General features: G+C 38.7%; 9 protein-coding genes and 2 pseudogenes. 2 read left to right on the top strand and 9 right to left on the bottom strand.

Annotated features, from left to right (window positions below):
• Both PX481_RS05465 and PX481_RS05470 read left to right on the top strand, forming a co-directional pair.
• Positions 1-283: pseudogene (locus PX481_RS05465) on the top strand (ABC transporter ATP-binding protein); the annotation flags it as partial.
• Between the two features lie 140 nt (positions 284-423).
• Positions 424-604: pseudogene (locus PX481_RS05470) on the top strand (DUF4277 domain-containing protein); the annotation flags it as partial.
• Between the two features lie 490 nt (positions 605-1,094).
• On the opposite strand, the gene PX481_RS05475 reads toward PX481_RS05470, so the two are convergent.
• From PX481_RS05475 to PX481_RS05515, 9 genes are all read right to left on the bottom strand, one after another.
• Entirely contained in the window at positions 1,095-1,970 is an 876-nt protein-coding gene (locus PX481_RS05475; RefSeq protein WP_288093921.1) for a PEP-CTERM sorting domain-containing protein, read from the bottom strand.
• A gap of 684 nt (positions 1,971-2,654) precedes the next feature.
• Positions 2,655-3,419: a hypothetical protein gene (locus PX481_RS05480; protein WP_052277696.1), complete on the bottom strand. Its 765-nt coding sequence runs from the start codon at positions 3,417-3,419 to the stop codon at positions 2,655-2,657.
• A 199-nt stretch (positions 3,420-3,618) separates the two neighbouring features.
• Positions 3,619-4,896 carry an NAD(P)/FAD-dependent oxidoreductase gene (locus tag PX481_RS05485; protein ID WP_288093922.1) on the bottom strand — a complete coding sequence of 426 codons (1,278 nt, stop codon included), beginning with the start codon at positions 4,894-4,896 and terminating at the stop codon, positions 3,619-3,621.
• A 64-nt stretch (positions 4,897-4,960) separates the two neighbouring features.
• Positions 4,961-6,133 (bottom strand): MFS transporter, encoded by a 1,173-nt coding sequence (locus tag PX481_RS05490; RefSeq protein ID WP_288093924.1) that lies wholly within the window; start codon positions 6,131-6,133, stop codon positions 4,961-4,963.
• A gap of 35 nt (positions 6,134-6,168) precedes the next feature.
• A complete protein-coding gene (locus PX481_RS05495; protein ID WP_052277695.1) occupies positions 6,169-7,743 on the bottom strand; it encodes a PfaD family polyunsaturated fatty acid/polyketide biosynthesis protein in 1,575 nt (524 codons plus the stop codon).
• Positions 7,744-7,888: 145 nt separating this feature from the next.
• On the bottom strand, positions 7,889-12,892 hold the full coding sequence (locus PX481_RS05500; protein ID WP_288093925.1) for a short-chain dehydrogenase: 5,004 nt from the start codon (positions 12,890-12,892) through the stop codon (positions 7,889-7,891).
• A gap of 45 nt (positions 12,893-12,937) precedes the next feature.
• Positions 12,938-14,695, bottom strand: coding sequence for an SDR family NAD(P)-dependent oxidoreductase (locus PX481_RS05505; protein WP_288086608.1), 1,758 nt, complete (start codon positions 14,693-14,695; stop codon positions 12,938-12,940).
• A gap of 170 nt (positions 14,696-14,865) precedes the next feature.
• The gene (locus PX481_RS05510) at positions 14,866-15,585 is read right to left on the bottom strand and encodes a Rossmann-fold NAD(P)-binding domain-containing protein (RefSeq protein WP_287109102.1); all 720 of its coding nucleotides are present in this window, start codon (positions 15,583-15,585) and stop codon (positions 14,866-14,868) included.
• Positions 15,586-15,641: 56 nt separating this feature from the next.
• On the bottom strand, positions 15,642-19,463 hold the full coding sequence (locus PX481_RS05515) for a beta-ketoacyl synthase N-terminal-like domain-containing protein (RefSeq protein ID WP_288093926.1): 3,822 nt from the start codon (positions 19,461-19,463) through the stop codon (positions 15,642-15,644).
• Positions 19,464-19,704 lie beyond the last annotated feature (241 nt).

Below are 19,704 nucleotides of genomic sequence, written 5' to 3' on the forward strand. Positions count from 1 at the left end.
AGGTCGTATTATTGCCGAAGGTAATTTAAATCAGCTGCGTCAGCACATTCCTGCGAAAGAAATTATTATCATGGATACCCAGGATCAAGAAGCGGCCATAAATCGAGGTAAACAATTAGGATTTACTCCCAAATTTTACGGCAAAGATTTAGCTTTTTGGTTAGATGAACACCTAGAATTAAGCGAGATTATTCGGGCATTCGACGGCATTAATATTGATTCTATCGCCCGTCAGACCGTACAGTTAGAACATATTTATATGGAAATTATGAATCAATTTTAAACCAGTTTTTGAGAATTAAGGTTGATGATCGGCATTTTTTCGGTAATTTACCTCAATTGAGTTAAATCGCCGTTTTTAACCGTCATATTCTTGGAAAACTGAGGCGAGTGGGCTGTTCGACCATGACTTAATCAACAGAAATTCAAGTTAAAAATCTAGACCATCTAGGATTAGTAGCTGGAATTATAGATGAAATAGGAATCGTTGAAATTATTAACGAACAAGTATCAATGGGTTCCAGGAGAAATTGTCACAGCTGGGCAAGTCGTGAAAGCGATTATCCTGAACGGATTGGGATTTGTCTCCCCAGCCTTGCATTTAGGGTCTGCTGAAAAAGTTTTTCGGTGGGGGTAGGGTGTGGGGTGTGGGGGATAGGGTGTAGGGTTTTACCGATTTTCAGGGGGTCAATTACCTAATTTTCAGGGAAAAAGTGCCTAAATTTGGCTCTTCTGGTTTCTGTGTGGAAATGAGGTCTATAATGATAGTTTCTTCAGAAAAATAGTCCCAAAAGTCTTTCTCAGTAAACATTTCACGATTCCATAAGCAAAAATTATCACAGAAAGTCGAGAAGAGCCTAAATTTCCCCCCCGATCCCTCCAATGGCTGGCACTTTTTGATTTCAAAAAAGCCTAAAAATATTATCCAACAAGGTTTTTAGATTTATTCAGCCAACCCTATCTAGACATCATCTATATCTAGTTTAAAATGGTAAATTCCTCAGCAAAATGGAGAATCTTTGGCACAATTTGTAGATTCTTTGTTTCCTGCTGAGAAAAAGCGAGTTAAGTTAATTAAGCTTCATTGAAATCAATTAGAAAACTCGCCAGCAACGATAGATAATAGCACCTAATCCTAATAGAGATAATCCCAATAGTGAACTGGGTTCAGGTACACCCACAGCCCTTAATTCCAAAGGAAAAGAGACGGTTAAAACTCGATAACCATTCTCGATAGTAAAGGTAACATCAGTGGCTGGATTGACGACTCCATCAGAGAAAAGTTGTACCCAACCGCCAGCAGCATTAACATCTTCTAAAAAAGCATCTGCTAACCCTGATTCTAAAGAATCTAGACCAGATTCCTTAAAAGCTCGTACTGGATCGAGCAGTAGAAGATTACGTCCAAATACAATATTTCCATCTATTTCGTTAGTAGAAATAAAATAATTAGGAGAATAACCAAAACTAACAATTTTGGTATTTCCTAATGACAAAAATATCTCCACATCATCTGGATTGGCTCGATAAATTAGCTCTTCGATTTCAACTTCCCCATCTTTGGTAAAAAACCAATCTTTACCGAATTCATCATCTCCTAAATTCCAAGTTGTTGTAATATCTTTTCCCACTTTAGGACCATAGCTAATTCCTAAATTATCTATGGCAATATTATTAGTGTCTAGATAATTCAAGAAATTAGAAAAACCAGTTATTCCATTCAAGCTTGCTGAACGAGTTGCTCCACTAGCAATTAAATTAGTTTCTCGACCAGCCGTATAATAAGAGGTTGTTCCTGCATTTAATTCTCGTCCTCCTGTATGACCAGCATCTGGTGCAGAATAATCTGCATTCGCAAAAGCTAAAAACCCCTCATTTTGTGCTTGATCACCAAAAAAGCTGAGAACATGATTAGATTCAATAGGTCGTGTTGAAATTAACTGTAGTTTACTATAGCCGACATTCCGCACATCTTCATATATTTTTATATGTTTTTACATTCCCCAAGATGTTTTTACGAAAAACTGTCATTGTAGAGAATACTATTAAGAACTATTTTCAATAATTGATTTTTTCTGAGAAAACCAATTACAATTCTTCACCTTGATAAAAATCCATCATTGTAGCTATAATCCTTACTGGCAATGGGTTGTAAGCAATGTATTAGTAAAAATTATCAATTGAATGTTAAGAAGTGCGGAAGATGGGCTATAGTCAAACGTCGCTGCTATAGTAGTTACAGGAACGAACATTGCAGAAGTGGTTGCAATTAATGCTAATCCAATAGATGAAAACAAAGAATTCATGAACAATTTCCCTATATAGCAAAATGACAAGTAATCATTAGAGTTGTTGCAAAGTAACAATCAAAACGGCTGAATCTCTTACTTTAATTGAGTGGAGTGACAGAAATTATAGTTTAAAATTACTAAACACTCGATTGTGGCAGAGATTCAAGCTTTTCTAATTATTACACAACAACTCTAGTGGCTCTCTTATTCTTTGTGTGATAAGTTTAACTTATATAGGAGTGATCGATCTCTGTGTCCTTTGTGTCTCTGTGGTTCCTTCCACTCGCTCGCCAGCAGGACTGTATCTTAGAACACATTTTACCCACCAAACCCAAGAGAGCCCTCTAGTTATGCAGAGGTTAACTAAACCGACTTTTTGAGCTTCATAATTAACCCTAAGCCAGCAATCGAAAAAATTCCTACAAGATTCGTAGGTTCGGGAACAGAAGTAGCAAAAGGAATAAAAGTACGATCTCCTCTGGCTACAGCAACTTGTAATCCTTCAACCGATTGTGTTGCTCCTGCTGCTATTAAATAATCACTAAACTCTTTCGTTAAAAGAATTCCTAAAGGTTCTAGAATCCAAGTATTATTGACCAAATCAACATTAGGTAAGCCGGGTGCTACGGTGCTAAAAACTGGAAGACCTGTGTTGGCTGTATCTCTCACAAAAACAAAGTAAGGCTCAGGAATATTGGGATCGGTATTAACTTCAAAGAAGGCAGAAAAATCCCCGATCTCGAACACAGGAGGAAGATTAAGTTTAGTTTGATCAACGTTGAAAAAGACACTTCCAGTCAATTCAGTTGTTCCACTAATCGCCTCATAATTATCTGTTTCTCCATCGTAACTAAATACCCAATCCGTTCCTCTTATATTAGGGTCATAACTTGGAGGAAGAATATCAAAAGCATAATCATATCCCTGTGCGGGAGTATCAGTATTCTCAACCGATGCCAAAGATAAACCAATACTTTCCAACACGGCTAGTACATTAGGATCAAAGTGAAGACTGTCTTTCCCCCCTGTTTCAATATAAATAACGGGTTCAGCTTTAACGGGAAGAACAGGATTAAGAGCGATTACAGAGGTTAATCCTAATAGAGTTGCTAGATGTTTTGAGTTCATTGTTAAATCTCCTGTGTCAATTTTTTAGAGTTTGTAGTCAAGAATGTTTTCTCTATCCTAAAGGAGGTTTCAGCAAAGAGCAGAATTTTTCAACTTCTTTTAAGAAACTAACAGTTAGCTGTAGTTAAATTTACTCAAAAGAGTCAAGAAAAATACTTGAGTATAGTTGCTGATTATTGATTCTGTATTTTGCCAAACATTATCCTTTTTTCAAATGTTCAACTAATTCAACCGCACAACCGATGCCACTTTCATGAAAGCCATAGGAATCAATGCCTCGTTTTTTGATGTGGAAATATGTCCCTGAGAAGTAAATAGGGCCAGTTTCATTGAGTTGATAAATTTGTTTTTGCGCCTCTAGAGTATTCATGTCATAAGCTGGATGTCGATACTTAAGAATGCGGATAATTTTATCTTCATCAATGGCGATGGGGGGGGTATCTAAGGAAACAAAATAATCTTTCTTGGCGGTAAAATTATGTACTTTATTGGCATAATAAGTGACATAAGTATAAAGCTTTCCTTCTTTAGTTACTTGCCCATAATTCCAGGATTGCCATTTACTGCGATCGGGGTTCATAATAACTGGATCAGTGTGAACAGTTACGGCGGTTTCATTATACTTAAAACAGCCTAAGATGTTTTGTTCTAATTCAGTTGGTTCAGCAAGTATTCCTAATGCTTGATCAGCGTGAGTAGCCATAACCACCTTATCATAAACTTCTTCATCTGTGGTCGTTTTTATCGTTACTTTTCCGTCTTCTCTTTTTTTAACGGAAATCACTTCTTGTTCAGTGCGAATGGGTTTCTTTAAAGCATCTTTGACCCTTTCAACATAACGACTGCTTCCCCCTTTAACGGTTTGCCATTCGACCGTTTTTCCCCCTAAACCGCCTTGGTCATGAGTCATAAAAAAGCTGATAAAAGTTGAAGCGGGAAACTCCATTAATAAATCAGTAGGAATTGACCAAACGGCTGACCCCATTAGCATGACAAAGTTATCTCGAAAGGCTTGGCTATAGTTATTTTTATCTAGATATTCTTGCATAGAAATTCTCGTTTTTCCTTCCCAAAAATCAGCCCGTGCTTCTAAAAAAAAACGTTTAGCTTCTTGATAACAAGCGACTAATTCTGAAGGTTGCTGACGAGCGAATTCTTCCATCGGCAGTTCTAGATCTAGGGAATTAAACTGCATTCCAGTATCCAAATTATAAAAATTAAATCCGCCTAAATGATCTTGAGTCTCTGCTCCTAAATCAGCAAAAAATTTCATCAAGTTGGGATAATTAGGTTTATTACAAACCACAAAAGCCGTATCAAAAGAAATCCGTTGACCATCTTCATCCAAATCTAAGGTGTGAGCATGACCGCCGACACGACTACTTTTTTCATAGACATCAACCTCATATTGATCTTGAAGATAATAGGCGATGGGAGAGCCAGAAATACCCGAACCAATGATTGCTAATTTTTCCATGATTTTGTCCTTGAATAAATTGTGAATGGGGTTAATTAGTGTGGTTAAAATTCAAGAAACTTTCCTAACTATTCTCCGAAGAATGTTGATAGTCAGGATGGGACTTTTGGGACTGACTTAAACTCAGCAAAAATAAGACAAAAATGACTAACATTAATGAGAAGATATACCGAGTTCCCATCATGGTCATGACAATAGCTGATAGAATGGGACCGGCGGTACAACCTGCACTATAAATTGAGGTAAAGACAGCACTCCCGGAGGATAATTCATTAAGGGTAACGGTAGAACCAATCAGGGCTAATGATAAGGGAAAAATGGGACTCATTCCTACCCCAGAGACAAAAGCTAAAAAGGGGGTAATCATGGGATTTTCGATTAAAGATAAGCCAAAAACTGAAACAATTACAATAATTACACTACCGACTAAAACCTTAACTTTACCCATCTTATCGGCTAAATGAGTAATAGGAACGGTTGAAATTAATCCGCCTAAAATAAACAAGCCAAAGATTAAACCCATGCGCTCAATACCATAGTTTTGTTCGAGTAAAAAAAGTGGATAAAGAGAAACTAAGGTGGCAACACTGAAGCCATAAGCAAAAGCTCCTTGTAGGGGAAGTTTGAGCTTTTGAATAATGCTAAAATTGGGCTTTTGAAACTTAACCGTTTTCTCTGGTAATCCAAAAAAGACAACAACAATTCCACTTAAAATCAAGCCACTTCCTAATAAAAAAGTGATCTTAGGAGAAAGATTATAGGCGACTGCTCCCATAATCGGACCGATACCAAAACCTAAGCTAAAAGCTAAAGCATCTAAACCATTAACCATGGCTCGATTTTGATCATTACAAAAATAGTTAATAGCGGTTTGTCCAGAAATCAGATATAAACAACAGGCCAAACCCATAACGCCACGAATGATAAACCAAAGAGATAATTGAGTAGTAAAGGCAAATAGAGGTGCAGTTATTCCCATTAAAAGGAATCCTAACATCATGGTTTTTCTTAATCCAATTTGGCGAAGAATACTAGCCACAATTGGTGTTCCTGCGGCAATGACAAAAAAGTAAAGAGTAGAATTTGCCCCAATAACAATATTGTCGTAACCCTTTTCTTTCATAAGGGTAGAAACAAAGGGGTTAAATAACCCTAGGGAAATTCCCGATAAAAAGGCCACTAAATAAAGGGCGGGAAGTCCAACAGAAAAGGGAGAATTGGCATTTTTAGTCATCATGGGAAAATTCCAGCACAAGGTTCATAAGGGGGTTTTTAAAGAGGCGTGGGTCGATAAAAATGATAGGGAGACGGAAGATTAACCCCCTGTAACTTCAGACTTTGCAGACGATAGAGATAAGCTGCACCGCGCATGATATGAGTTGCTACATCCACCACTTGACGATTTTCGGAAAATTCTAAATAAGTTCCTCGAACCCAATCGTTAAATGAACCCATCGCCGGACCACACCAAATTTGATAATCCATTGTTCGTTGTGGCTGTCCACTGGTTGCCCAACGAGAAGAAAGCCCTAAATACCAGCGAAAAATTAAAGCCATTTTCCGTTTAGGATTATTATTTGCTCGTTCAATTTGTTCGGGATCTCGCTCTTGAAAATAAGCAAGGGTTTCTTGCCAAACGGCCTCTAATGGTTTTTGGAAAATTTGCTTTTCTATGGTTTGACGAACCTCGGTCGGAATGGCATCAATTCCCTCATAAGTTTGATACAAATCATATAATTTTTGCGCGCGCATGGGGAATAAACTTCCCCGTTTTAAGAGTTGAACTTTCACCCCCATTTCAAACATATCAGCACAAGGGGCCATTACCACATCGGCCATTGCTGCTTGGGCAAGTAATTGTTTGGTATGTTCAGATGTTCCCGCTTCAATACAAGCATGATTCACCGAACCTGTGATAATGTAACTCGCTCCCATCATAAAGGCCGCTAAGGCTGATTCTGGAGTACTAATCCCACCAGCAGCCCCCACTCTAATAGAACGCTCATACTGATATTGCTGTTGAATCTCATTGCGTAAGGCAATAATAGAAGGGAGAAGGCAAACCAAAGAACGATTATCTGTGTGACCACCAGAGTCAGCTTCAACGGTTATATCATCGGCTAAAGGAACTTTTTCAGCTAAAGTTGCTTGTAAGGCTGTAATTTGTCCCTGTTCAACTAAAGCTTTCAGCAGTTTAGGGGGAGCAGGTTTTAAGAATTTCTGAGCAACTTCGGTCCGAGAAATTTTGGCAATGATCTTATTTTGGGTTTCAATATCGCCTTGAGAATTTAGATGTAATCCTGATGCTCGGTAACGGACAATATGGGGGGTTAAATCCAGGTAAGCAGAGGCTTCAACAGTTCTTACCCCATATTTGAGGTAAAGTTCCACTGAACCCCGTTCTAGGGCTTCCTCTGAGGGGCTATGGATTAAATTGAAGGCATATCGTCCATTGGGTAAAGCTTCTTGAATGGTGTGAATGGCTTTTTCAACCCGTTGGGGAACTAACCCGGCTGCCCCAAAACTGGCTAAAAATCCCGCTTTTCCCAGAGAAATCACCAAATCTTCGGAAGCGATACCCCCGGCCATTGCACCCGCCCCATAAGCATAGTCTAAACCATGAAAGTCACAAAAAGCGCGATCGCCTAATTGTTGGGGTGATAGGGCATTAATCATGCTACGGGGCAGTATATCAGCATTAGGTTCGTGAGAAAGTCCTATCTGGTTATTTTTGACATATACATAACAAGGCTGCTCTAAATTGGCTAATTTTTCTCGAATTCCTTCACTATCAAAGGAGATAGATGGTTTAGGGGAGCTAGTAAGAGGGTTATGGCTAGTTAACATGGGGTTTATTTCTCCATTGTTGTTGACTTTAAACTGACGGAAAAGAAAGATGGGTGTTTACTATTCACTGGTAACTGGGGTTATCCCAATTCGATGGTTAATGCACTAACCGAGTAGTCGAGATACACTGGTCTCTGTTAACTGTTCACTCTTCACTGTCTAATAGACACAGGGCGATGTCTTTAATTTCGTAAATTCTTAAGTCTTCTTTCCAAAGACTGGCATCTCCGATAATTGTGATTACATCATCTTCGACTCGAATATCGGAAATATGCACTTCTAAAGACATTAAACGATTTTCGGGTGTAATTTGTCCTCGATATTTCCAGGTGATTTGATGATTAATGGCTTGACCAAAGCGAGGATTTTTGAAAGATTTGCCTAAGTCTAATTGCAGCGCATAAGTTTGCATAGCTTGAAGAATAGACTCAACGCCTAAGGCACCAGGCATCACGGAATCTTGATAGAAATGGAAGGGAAAATACCAATCTTCGGGAGTAATTGATTGGCTGGCATAAATATATCCTTTTTGATACTTACCCCCATCTTCAATTAGGAAAACTTTTTCGATAAAATCAAGATAATTTTGAGAAAGACGATAGTGGGGTTTTTCAGGATTTACTGAATAGAAGTTTTGGTGAGTTAAGGAATCTTGTAAATTAATTTCCTGTAGGGTTAAATCGGATAAATTATTCAGTTGATACCAAGGTTTAAGACGTTTTCCACCATCAAGTCCCACTTGATTCGCTAACACGGCTGTGCTAAAGTCTCCAAAGACCATATTTCCCCGATAAAAAGGCTCACCTTCACAAGATAACTCAAACTCAAACTTTTGAATAATTGCCCCTTGAATAGCGGTGGTAGAAAGGAGACGAACTTTATCCGTAATGGTTTTATTACGGAGGTCAATTTCTTTGAGAATTGTTCCCTGTCCATCCAAATTACGAAAATGAAGATCATCTTCTGGGAATAATAAAGTTGCTCCCATATAAACCCCTAAGAAAATACAAGGTTGACCGGCAATTTCAATATAAGTACAGTAGGGCAAAGTGGGATAGGCATTATGGTTATAAAACCAAGCATTTTCTTTGACATCAAATTCGGTAATAATTTCCGATGGTTTTTGCAATTCATGACGTTTACCTTCGATGTCTAATACCCGACTGACTAACTGAAACTCCCCGTTAGGTAAACGAACCGATTGACGATTTTCATAAATGTCAAATTCTGATCCCAAACAGGCAGCCACTGATCCTTTAGCAAAGGTTTTTAATTGGTTTTCATTAAATAAAACCGATGACTGTTTTGATAATTGGGAAATATGGGGGAATGTTCCTGACTCAATGGGTGGGAAAATACTGGGAATGGTGTCTGTTTTTTCTACCAGTTGAACACCAATATTTTTAATAGTAGCAATGGTTTTTCCGCCAAAAATAACATCCACATTAGCCAGAAGATAAGGTTGAGGAGAAAGTCCAATTTCTAACACCTCCATTTGATACATTAAAGTTCCATGTTGGGGAGTCACTTGTCCCCGAAAACGGGCTGCTTGGGTTTGATTAGGAATCACCTGAAAACGAGCATCTTTCCTGTGAGTTTGTAACCCTAACCATAAACAATAAAATTGCACCAGTTGGATACTTCCTTCAATCATTAAATTCCCCGGTAAAGTGGGGTCATTTTTAAAATGACAAGAATAATACCAGTCCTCAGGAGTGATCTGTTTTGCTCCCACTGCTAACCCTAGTCCAGCTATTCCTCCTTGAGGATTTACCATCATCACTTTCTCTAACATTAAGAGTTTTTCTGGGGGTAATCTGAGGGAAGAATTTAAGCCATTTTGTTGATAGTTTTTCCCTAAACAAGCCTCAATATTGCCTTGACTTAGATTAAGAAGTTCTTCTTTTTTAAAGAATGACTTAGAACAAGTTAAAAGAGGAGTAAACTGTTGTCTTTTAATCAAGTTTCTTTCTTTTTCTTCAGCCTCTTTTAGCACAATTCCCTGTCCTTTTTCTAATTCTTCATCAGAAAAGAGTCCAGCACAACCGTCATGAAGTTTCATCCAAACTTGATCCCCAATTAACACCTCTCCTTGGAAGAAAATTAATAAGCTATCATCAGTTTTAACCGAAGAGGTGATCTTAACTCGACACCGTAACAACTTAACATTTTCAGGTTGTTCAAATAAGAAGGTTGCAGATAAATCTAATAAACGGAAAGAGCGTTTTCCTTGATTTTCAAAATCTGTCCCGATATAACTTAATAGCATCAGGAGTCCGTGGCCGGCTTCTTTACAAATTCCTACCGTTAATTGACCATCTACTGCATACCAAGCATCTTCTGGTACATCATATTCTGTTTCGATGAAACCTGATTTATAATCACCTAATTTTCCTTCTAATTGAGTCACCCGACTGACGAACAAAAAGGGAGGAGACGGCATTCTGACTCGTTGGGTATAATGATCAATGGGTTCATATTCTTGACCAAAAACCTTAGAGACTTTACCTTCAATAAATTCGAGAATCTCAGGTTGATCAAATAAACAAGGTCTAACGGTTTTAGGATGAGAAGAAATAACGCTTGTTCTTAAATGATCAACTGTAGAAATGGTTGGAACTTGGGAAAGAAGTTGAGTAGAAGAAGCGACTAAAGCAGCGACTTTTTGAGAAGCAGTATTTTCTCGAATAATTGAATTTTGTTGCTCAGTTTGGGGTTCAATATTAGCTTTGGGTGCTGTGGTTAACACTGTCTTAAAAATCGCCTCTAAGGTTTCTGCTTCATCTGTTAAATAAAGAGGGGATAAGTCTAGTTCTACCCCATGACTGACTAATTGTGCTAACATCTTAATAATGGTCGCTAAATCATCAGCACCTCGACGATTAATACACAATGCAAGATGCTCTTTTTGACCAAGAGTTTCCGATATCCAACGAGAACAACTTCCTCCTGATCCTAATTCTAGAAAAATTTTTACCCCGTCTTGATAAGTGCGTTCAATTAAGCGAGGAAAATCTAACATTTGACACATTCCTTGACTTAAATGCTCACCAATTTTCTCTTGTTCTAAGGCCAGAGAATCATAATGAGAAGAGGAATAAAAAATAGTATCAGGTGGTGTTCCTATTGTCACCGTATTTAGCTTAAGAAACTCATTGTATTCTGATTGCATAACTTCACAATGTAAAACCATATCAGAAGGCGAACGAAACCGATCACATTGTAATTTTTCAATCACCCGTAAACAACCTTGAGAATCTCCTGCGATCGCAACTTCTTGAGGGGTATTAATATGGGTTAAATAAACCTTACTTTCTGTTTTTAGACATTCCTGAACTGCTTCAGCTGTAGCCATTAAAACATAACTACTCCATGAATTTTCATCTATCGGTTGACCCCAAGATTCTGCAACGGCTTGTTTAGCTCCCATTAAACGGGTTTTAAATAGGGGAGAAGAATGAACAAATTGACTTCCTTGATCCGCATTTGGCCACACTCCTAATGAATACATCATGGTACTTTCTCCCATGCTATAACCGAAGGCAGCATCAGGTTTAATCTTGAAATATTTCTGCATAATTTCGGTGAATAAAACCGCAAAACCCGTTCCCGTTTCTAAGAGAGATAAAGGGTTAGCAATGAATTGAGTTTCTAGGGTTTCTAAGTCTTGTTTAGAAAGGGGAGATTGACGGCGAGGATAAAGAGAGTTTGCTTGAAAAAAGGTAGCAGGATCACTAATTAAACTCTCTGCTCTCTCCCATAATTTAGGGAATAATTGAAAAAGATTTCTTCCCATTCCTAAATAGGAGTTAAACGCACCAGGATAAACAAAAGCGACTTTACCCACTTTTCCTAACCGTTTAGGGGTAAAATAACTTCCTTGGGGACTTTTCCACGGCTTTCCTGTATGAAAGGCTTTATCAATTCCTTTTTTAGCCTGTTTAATTTCCTTTTGCAAAGCTTCTTTGTTATTCCCAACAATTGCTACAACATAAGGAGACTGAGAATTCTGTTGAAACTGAATAAAATTCTCTTTGGCAAGATGGGGTAAGGAGAAACTGTTTTCAATACTATGGGTTAAGTTATCAAGCTGACTTTGTAAAGATGAACTATCATTTCCAGCGAGGGGAAATAGATAAAATGGTGCATAGGGTAAATAGCCATTATTGGGTGTACTTTGAGGAGTTGCTTCCGATAAAATTAAATGACTATAAGTATTATTTTGATTGACTAAATTAAGCGCAGCATAGCGTTTTTCTTGTCCTTTTTCAAGAAACCAAGGAAGTGATACATCAGGTAGATAAAAAGAACTATTTTGCCATTCTTGAGTAAGATTAGAAGTTAACAGTTGAGCGGAAGCAGGAAGATAACGATTTTTTAAGCAAAGTGCTGTTTTAATTAAGCTAATTAAATCTTCAGTTATCCCTAAGTTATTATTATTCTCTTGGACTGTTCCAACTGCACAAGTTAGGTTATTATGATTAGCATAATAAGCTTCTAATAACCCTTGATCTATCTCTCTTGAGGAAACAGCTAAATAACCAATATTTGAGGGGTGAATCTTAGCATTTTTAAATGCTTGCTGACAACTTTGTTTAATCGCAACTGATGGAGAAGATAAGGGGTTAACTATTTTACTAAAGCTATCAATAATCCCGTAAAAAAGCGTATTATTATTGTTGGGGATTGTTTCATAATCTTTGAGGATTAAAGCTCCGCCAATAATAGACTCACAATTCCTATTAAGCGCACTAATAATAACTGTATCAACTTCTTTGGCGGTTAAGAGAATTTGGGCTAATTCGAGAGACTTTAATAAAGAATCAGATCCTTGGGTTAATTGAAAGGGAACAATGGAACAATTCCATAATCTTTCCAATTGATAACTAATATTTTTAAGCTCAGTTTCTTGATTGTTGCTAATATTATTAGCAGTAATTAAAGCGACTTTTTTTCCTATCTTACAAGTACAATCTTTTAACCCTTGATCAGACATCTTTGATAAGATAGACCAAGAATGATCACTAATCGGTTTGTTAGAATAATCAAGGGAGTTTCCTTGATAAATTAAAGCTGATAGTTGTTGACTGGTTAACAGTTGATTAAAGAAGCCACTTAGTCCAGCGATCGCTAATTTGGAAGGTTTCATAATATCTCCTGTGAAAATGTAAATAGGGTATCAATTGAGAAAAAATTACAAGCAAACAGTATTCGATGAATTCACCGTATTGTTAAGAAACAAAACATTAAGACAAGAACTCAAAGTAACCTCCATATTATTTGCTTCTAAATAAATTTTCCCTTGAGAATTATAAGCAAGTGCATTAGCAATTACCTTAGTATCACTATGTTCATTAATGGATAATTTGATCCAAAATTCTTGATTAAAAGGGAGGGAACTAAACTGCTCAAGCTCATTTAGTTTTAGGGGTAAACTACCAGAATTGTAGTGTTTTCTGACCCAAACTAAAAGACATTGAAACAAGAGATCAGCCGTATAAGAATTAAAGGATTGAACACTAAACTGTCCTTGATCTTGTGCAGAAATTCGAGGTAAGTAACAGTTAAAAACAAGTTCGTTTTTATTAATTTCTAAGATTTTCTTAATTCCTTGAAATCTGGGCTGATGAAAAAGAACTCCTGCTTGATAGGGTTGTAAATTAAGGAAAGATTCCGTAACAGTCTGAATACTTTCCTCAAGTTTTCTCTCAGCTATTACTTGTTTAGTAATATTAATAATCCCCCGATAATGATAAAGGGGAATTCCTTTAGCGGTTTCACTCCAAATTAAGGCTTCAAATTTAATTTCATCTTCTGTTTTATCAACTTCAGTCAGATCCAAACAATACAAATTAGCTAAACTTTTATCAAAGACAACTCCTTTAAGCACCTGATAGTTATGACAACTTAAAAAACGATATCCTTGATAAAGTTGTTCGCAACTATTAGTGATCCATGCTAAGGCACACATCGCGGGTAAAACTGCATTTCCCCCGATGACATGATCATAAACGAAAGGGTTTCCTCGTAACGTCAACCGACGATATAAACGGTAACTATGCTTTTGCGGTGTAACCAGTTTAGGAGAAGGAGAAATAGGGTTACTCATCACAATAATTTGAGGGGTTTTAGCTTGAGTTTGGGTTAATTCTTCTGCTAACATTTGCGCCCCTGTTTGTTGAGGAATAACCTTAATATTTTGCTGCTCAAACAACTGTTTAAGCTGTGGTGTCACCATTCCCCCATCCCAAGGACCCCACCCAATAGAAACCACATGACATTTAGGATATTTTTGTTGAAGTAAATAAGCATACTTGTTCAAAATTTCGTTAGCTAAAGAATAGTCAGATTGACCGATATTGCCATAAAATGAAACAAAAGAAGAAAATAAGGCAATAAATTTTAATCGGTTAACTTCTAGGGAACCTAATAAACTATTTAACCCATCAATTTTGACACTATAAACCTTATCGAAATCCTGTTCAGTTTTGTTTTCAATTAATTTATCTGCTAACGTTCCCGCACCATGAATAATGCCCGTAATCTCTCCCCAACGTTGAATAATCGGTCTTAAAGTTGCTTTTACTTGCTGTGAATCGGTAACATTAACACTGCAATACTCGGCTTTTCCTCCTACTTTTTCAATCTCTGATAAGGTTTGCTTAATTTCCCGACTTTGACAGAGTTGTTGATACAGTGCTTGAACTTTTTTCGGAGTTGGTTTTTCATTTTGAGTTGCTAAATGTTGCATAATTTGCCTCTTTAACTCAGATTCATCTTGACAAGAAAGACTCCATTCAGGTTCAGGATCTAAAATTTGCGAACGACCTAATAAAATAAATTTACAATGATATTGTTGCGCCAAATAGATAACGCATTGAGCCGTAATTCCTCGGCCACCACCACTGACAATAACCACCGAAGATGAATTAAGTTGAGTATCATTAATCATGGGGAACATACCGTGTTAGTTGATAATTGATAGTTGATAGTTGATATTTAATAGTTAGTATATATTAGCTAAAAATCAGAATTTATACCGTAATTTATTTGAATAAATATAATTCTGTAGGGGCGCAATGCTCGCGCCCAGCTAATTTTATTCTAACTATTAACTTTTCCCTAATTACTGCTCAAAGAAGCTAATTCACAAGTCAAAGTCATTCGACCTTTTGGGGTATAACCCACCTCTTGAATTAAGCTATTAGGATCATGCAATTCAGCTAAAACAATTTGAGCCGTTGTCATTTCATCTAAGTCGGGACTAATATCTAGAGCGCGACAGAAGACCGATTCCCACTCTAGATTTAAGGTTTTCGTTAAGCCAAATAAACCGCCACTAATAGGGCTAAATTCTCGTTTTCCACTGAGACCAAATTCTCCATCTAAACGGGTTAAGCTGAGAAAACAACTGCGTCCTTGACTGGCCGCTTGCGTCAGAGAAGATTTAAGATGTTTGGCTAGTAAAAACACTTGTTTAACAATCGCTTGATCAGAATTAATTGAAGTCTCTTGATCTTGATTAAACCCCTGAGAGAGAGGATGTAAATGAATAAATGTGCCGATCAGTCCACAAGTTTTAAATATATCTCCCAATTGTGCTTGTAAATGTTCTTCACTTAAATGATTGAGAACAAAATGTCGAACCCCCGCAGGAAGAGAAGAACGCACAGGAATAAGGAATTGAGGGAAACTGAGAACCACAACTTGCCAGCCTTGGTTTAGCAAACTTTGAGCAACTTGGGCAGTAGTAGATGAACCATCATCGGTCACCAAACAGGTTTGATCAGGGGTTGAGGGAAAATCCCAATAATCAGGTGCAGCAAGGGGCTTCAGTTTCATTTGATAACGTCCAATATCACCGTGTTTTCGATGGTTAGACTGGGTAGAGGTAACAACTAAGCTATTTTTTTTTCTGTCACCATCATTTTCTCCCTCAAATACTGAACAATGTGGGCTAGGGTACGTTTTTCTGCTAATGCTTCAGGGCTAAGTTTGGGCAACCCAGAGAAAGCTTCTTGCAGACTTCCCATGATTTCTACCCGTTTGATCGAGTCAATGCCTAAATCTGCCTCTAAATCCATTTCTAATTCCAACATTTCCGTAGGATAGCCTGTTTTTTCACTGACAACCTCTAATAAGGCTTGACTTAGTGCATCATCTTGAATGGAGTCTAAAGAAGGTTCGCTCACTTCTGACACAGGTTCAGGTGTAGAGATGGCTGCAATGGGTTGACGAGGTTCTAAGTAGTTGACAATGGGGGAAATGTGAACAGGTTCAGGTTCGGGAGTCGGTAAGGGTTGAGGTGCAGTGTTTAAAGGTTGAGGTTCTGGAGTCCGTAAGGGCTGAGGTTCAGACTTAAAAGGGGTAGGATCAGGAAAGCTAACAGAGGAAACCTCTGAATTTTGCCGATCAAATTTTGAATTCTCCGAAGCAGCAGCAGGAGTAGAGAGTTCGTCAATTTGAGCAACTGCTGTCATCTCTTTTTGTTTGAATAACTGCAACACTGATTGAAAACTCTGGGATTGATGTTTAATGTACTCTTCGTGAACCTTGGCAAGACTCTGTTGATATTGGTAGAATGCCTGTAAAAGAGGGTTGATGTTGTTAGAAATAGCGTTGTTCATAGTCATGGTTACAGTTTGATCTCGAGAAACGATAGATAAATTGAGTGTTGGAATTTCCTCTGAAAGAGGCTGAGAATCAGAAGGATAAGGGTTGACGGAAGGAATAGAGGCTAAAATTTCCTCGTTTTCCGACCCTTTCACTTCCTCACACTTAGATTCAACCGTTTGGGAATCAACTGACGGTTCTATTTCCGCAGGTGAATCAGGTTGTAATGCAGCTCCGATCAAAGCTTTGGTTTTATCGCTGATGTAGTTGGTTGCATTCAGCTTCAGGATCATACCTTTGCGTTTGCTTGAAGGAGTCTTCACCGTCAAAGCTGCATTTTCCGGATCGTTTAACGGTAAACCTAAAACTCGAAGCTGCATTACTCCTTGTGAGAGTTGAACATCACTGTCCTTTTGCCGACTGGGGTTGAGTGCAATGGCCAGATGAGGGCGATCGCCTAAGATCTGTTTAACTAAGTTAGTGAGAATTTGGCGCGGTCCAATTTCCACAAAGCAATATCCGCCTTGAGCATAAATATTTTCAATTTGTTGGACAAACTGAACCGAATTCAACAACTGAGCTTCTAAAAGCTGACGCATCCCTGATAAATCTTTGGGATAAGGGGCCGCGGTCACATTAGCATAAACCGGAAGTTGGGGCGCATGAAACGTCACTTGATCCAACGCTTTCCCAAAGGGTTGACTAGCATGACGTACTAGAGAAGTATGAAAAGCAGCAGACACGGGTAAAGGCGTAACCTGATAGCCTTGAGAGCTTAAAATCTTCTCAATAGTGGCAATTTCTGAGGCTAATCCCGATAATACCACCTGTTCAGGTGCATTATAGTTAGCAATCTGCACATTGGCCATTCCTTCAACCCATTGCGCTATCTGAGATACTTTCCCAGTCACCGCTAACATCGCCCCTTGAGGGGTGGCTCCTTTCGGTGCGGCCATAGCCTGGCCTCTAGCTTGGATCAAGTAATAATAATCGTCGTCGGTGAAAACGCCTGCGGCCCAGAGTGCGGTTAATTCCCCAAAACTGTGACCGGCCACAAAATTTGGCTTAAATCCCGTCTTTTGCAACGTTTTATACAGTCCTACACTGAAAGCCCCGATCGCAGGTTGAGCATTTTCCGTCCGTTGCAGTAAAGAGGTTTGCCGTTTTTCGTCCACCTCGTTAAAGGTAGGAATCGGAAATACTCCTGCTGAAAGGGGCGTTAAACCCGCTTTAGCTCTCAATATGTCCAATTTTTGATAAGCGGTTTGGATTTCTGGCAAATTTAGGGCAATTTCTCGACCCATATTCAGGTATTGAGAACCTTGGCCGGGGAACAATGCTACGACTTTTCCCTCCAGTAATAACCCCGTCTTACGGTAATAAATACCTTGGGGATGTTCCCATGCCTCTGCTTGAGGCTGTTTTTGCAACTGTTTAACGGCTGCTTGCAGTAATTTAATAGCTTCCGCCAAGGAAGTCGCAACAAAGCCCACTCTAGCAACCTTTAAGGGAAGTTGAGCCGATTTGCTTTGATTTTGTAGTTCAATATAAACTTGTGACCCTTGGGGAGATTGCAACTGTTCTAGAGCTTTTTGACAAGTTTGTCTTAATTCTTCAGGATTTTGACCCCAGAGTAAAATTGATTGGGGACGGTGATGAATTCGATTTTCTCCTTGGGGTAATTTGGGCGTATATTCTTCTAACACCACATGATAATCTGTTCCCCCAAAGCCAAAGGAACTAACCCCGGCCCGTCTCGGTGTCTCTCCTTTGGACAACCAAGGACGGGTTTCGGTGTTGAGATAAAAAGGCGAGTCTTCAATCTTAAATTTAGGGTTGGGTTCGGTAATGTTAATGGTAGCAGGAAGAATTTTATGATGTAAGGCCAAAGTCGTTTTAATTAAACTTGCAGCACCCGCCGCCGCCTTGGTATGACCAATTTGAGATTTGACACTACCCAGAGCAATCGTTTGCTTTTCTGCGTTATTTTCGCTAAAAACCTCATTCAGGGCTGTAAATTCACAAAAATCTCCTGCTGGTGTTCCAGTACCATGGGCCTCAACTAACCCCAAGGTAGCGGGAGAAAATCCCGCCTCTTGATAGGCACGCCGTAAGGCTCTAATTTGACCTTCAGGACGCGGTGCATAGATACTTTTAAAACGACCATCACTAGCAGTCCCGATGCCTTTAATTACTGCATAGATGCGATCTCCGTCTCGTTCTGCATCCTCAAGCCGTTTAATCACCAGCATTCCCAATCCTTCCCCTACCATCATGCCATCGGAGGTAGCATCAAAGGGATTGAGACAATCTTTCTTAGAAAAAGCTGGAGTTTTGCTAAAACACATATAGTTAAGGATGGAATTATCCGTGTCAAAGCCCCCTGTAAGCATCATGTCACAACGGCCTTCAATTAATTCACTGATCGCCATTTTTAAAGCACTTAAGGAACTCGCACAGGCTGCATCCACCACACAATTAGTTCCTCCTAAATCAAAGCGATTAGTAATACGACCTGCTACGACGTTTGGTAACATACCGGGGAAAGAATTTTCTTGCCAAGGCACATAGGCAGCCTTCATATTTTCGATAATTTTGTCGGTTTGTTCTTGAGATAAACCACTTTTTTGGCAAATTTTCTTCCAGAGAGGATATTGCAGACGACTGGTTAAGGGAGTAATGCTTTTCCAGAGTCCGCTTCCTCCTAAAATAACCCCTGTTGTTTCTCGATTAAACTCTTTTCCTTGGTTATAACCCGCATCTTCTAAAGCTTGTTTAGCCATCACTAAACCAAGTAAATGAGCCGAATCTAAAGCTTCTAACGTATCAGGTGGCAGACCAAATTCTAAGGGGTCAAAATCAATTTTAGGCAAAAAGCCCCCCCATTTACCATAGGTCTTATCTGGTGCTTTCGGGTCTGGATCATAGTAATCTTCTAAATTCCAGGCACTTTCTGGCACTTCAGTGATTCCATTCACTTTACCGAGAATATTTTGCCAATATTCCTGTAAATTCTTGGCTTTAGCAAATAAGGCCGACATTCCAATAATAGCGATCGGTGTTTTTTGTAAAGCAGTTAGGCTAGAGGTTGAGGATTGAGCAGACATTGTAGGTGTGTTCTCCAATCAATAATATAGCAGTCTGTAGAGACAACGAATAGTTCTTAAAGAATGAACAAAGAATTGTTTGATTCCCTTTAGCTTCAGTTTAGGCAGAGTTCCAAGTTTATACAATGGATGATCTACTCTCACAAATGGATGATTTTTAGTAAGCGTTCGGGGGGGGAAAAATCTGGTAACTAGAGCAGTCCATCACGCTCTTGGTGACGCCAATTCAAGTCTGAATTGC

Source organism: Microcystis sp. M53603_WE2 (genome assembly GCF_030065435.1).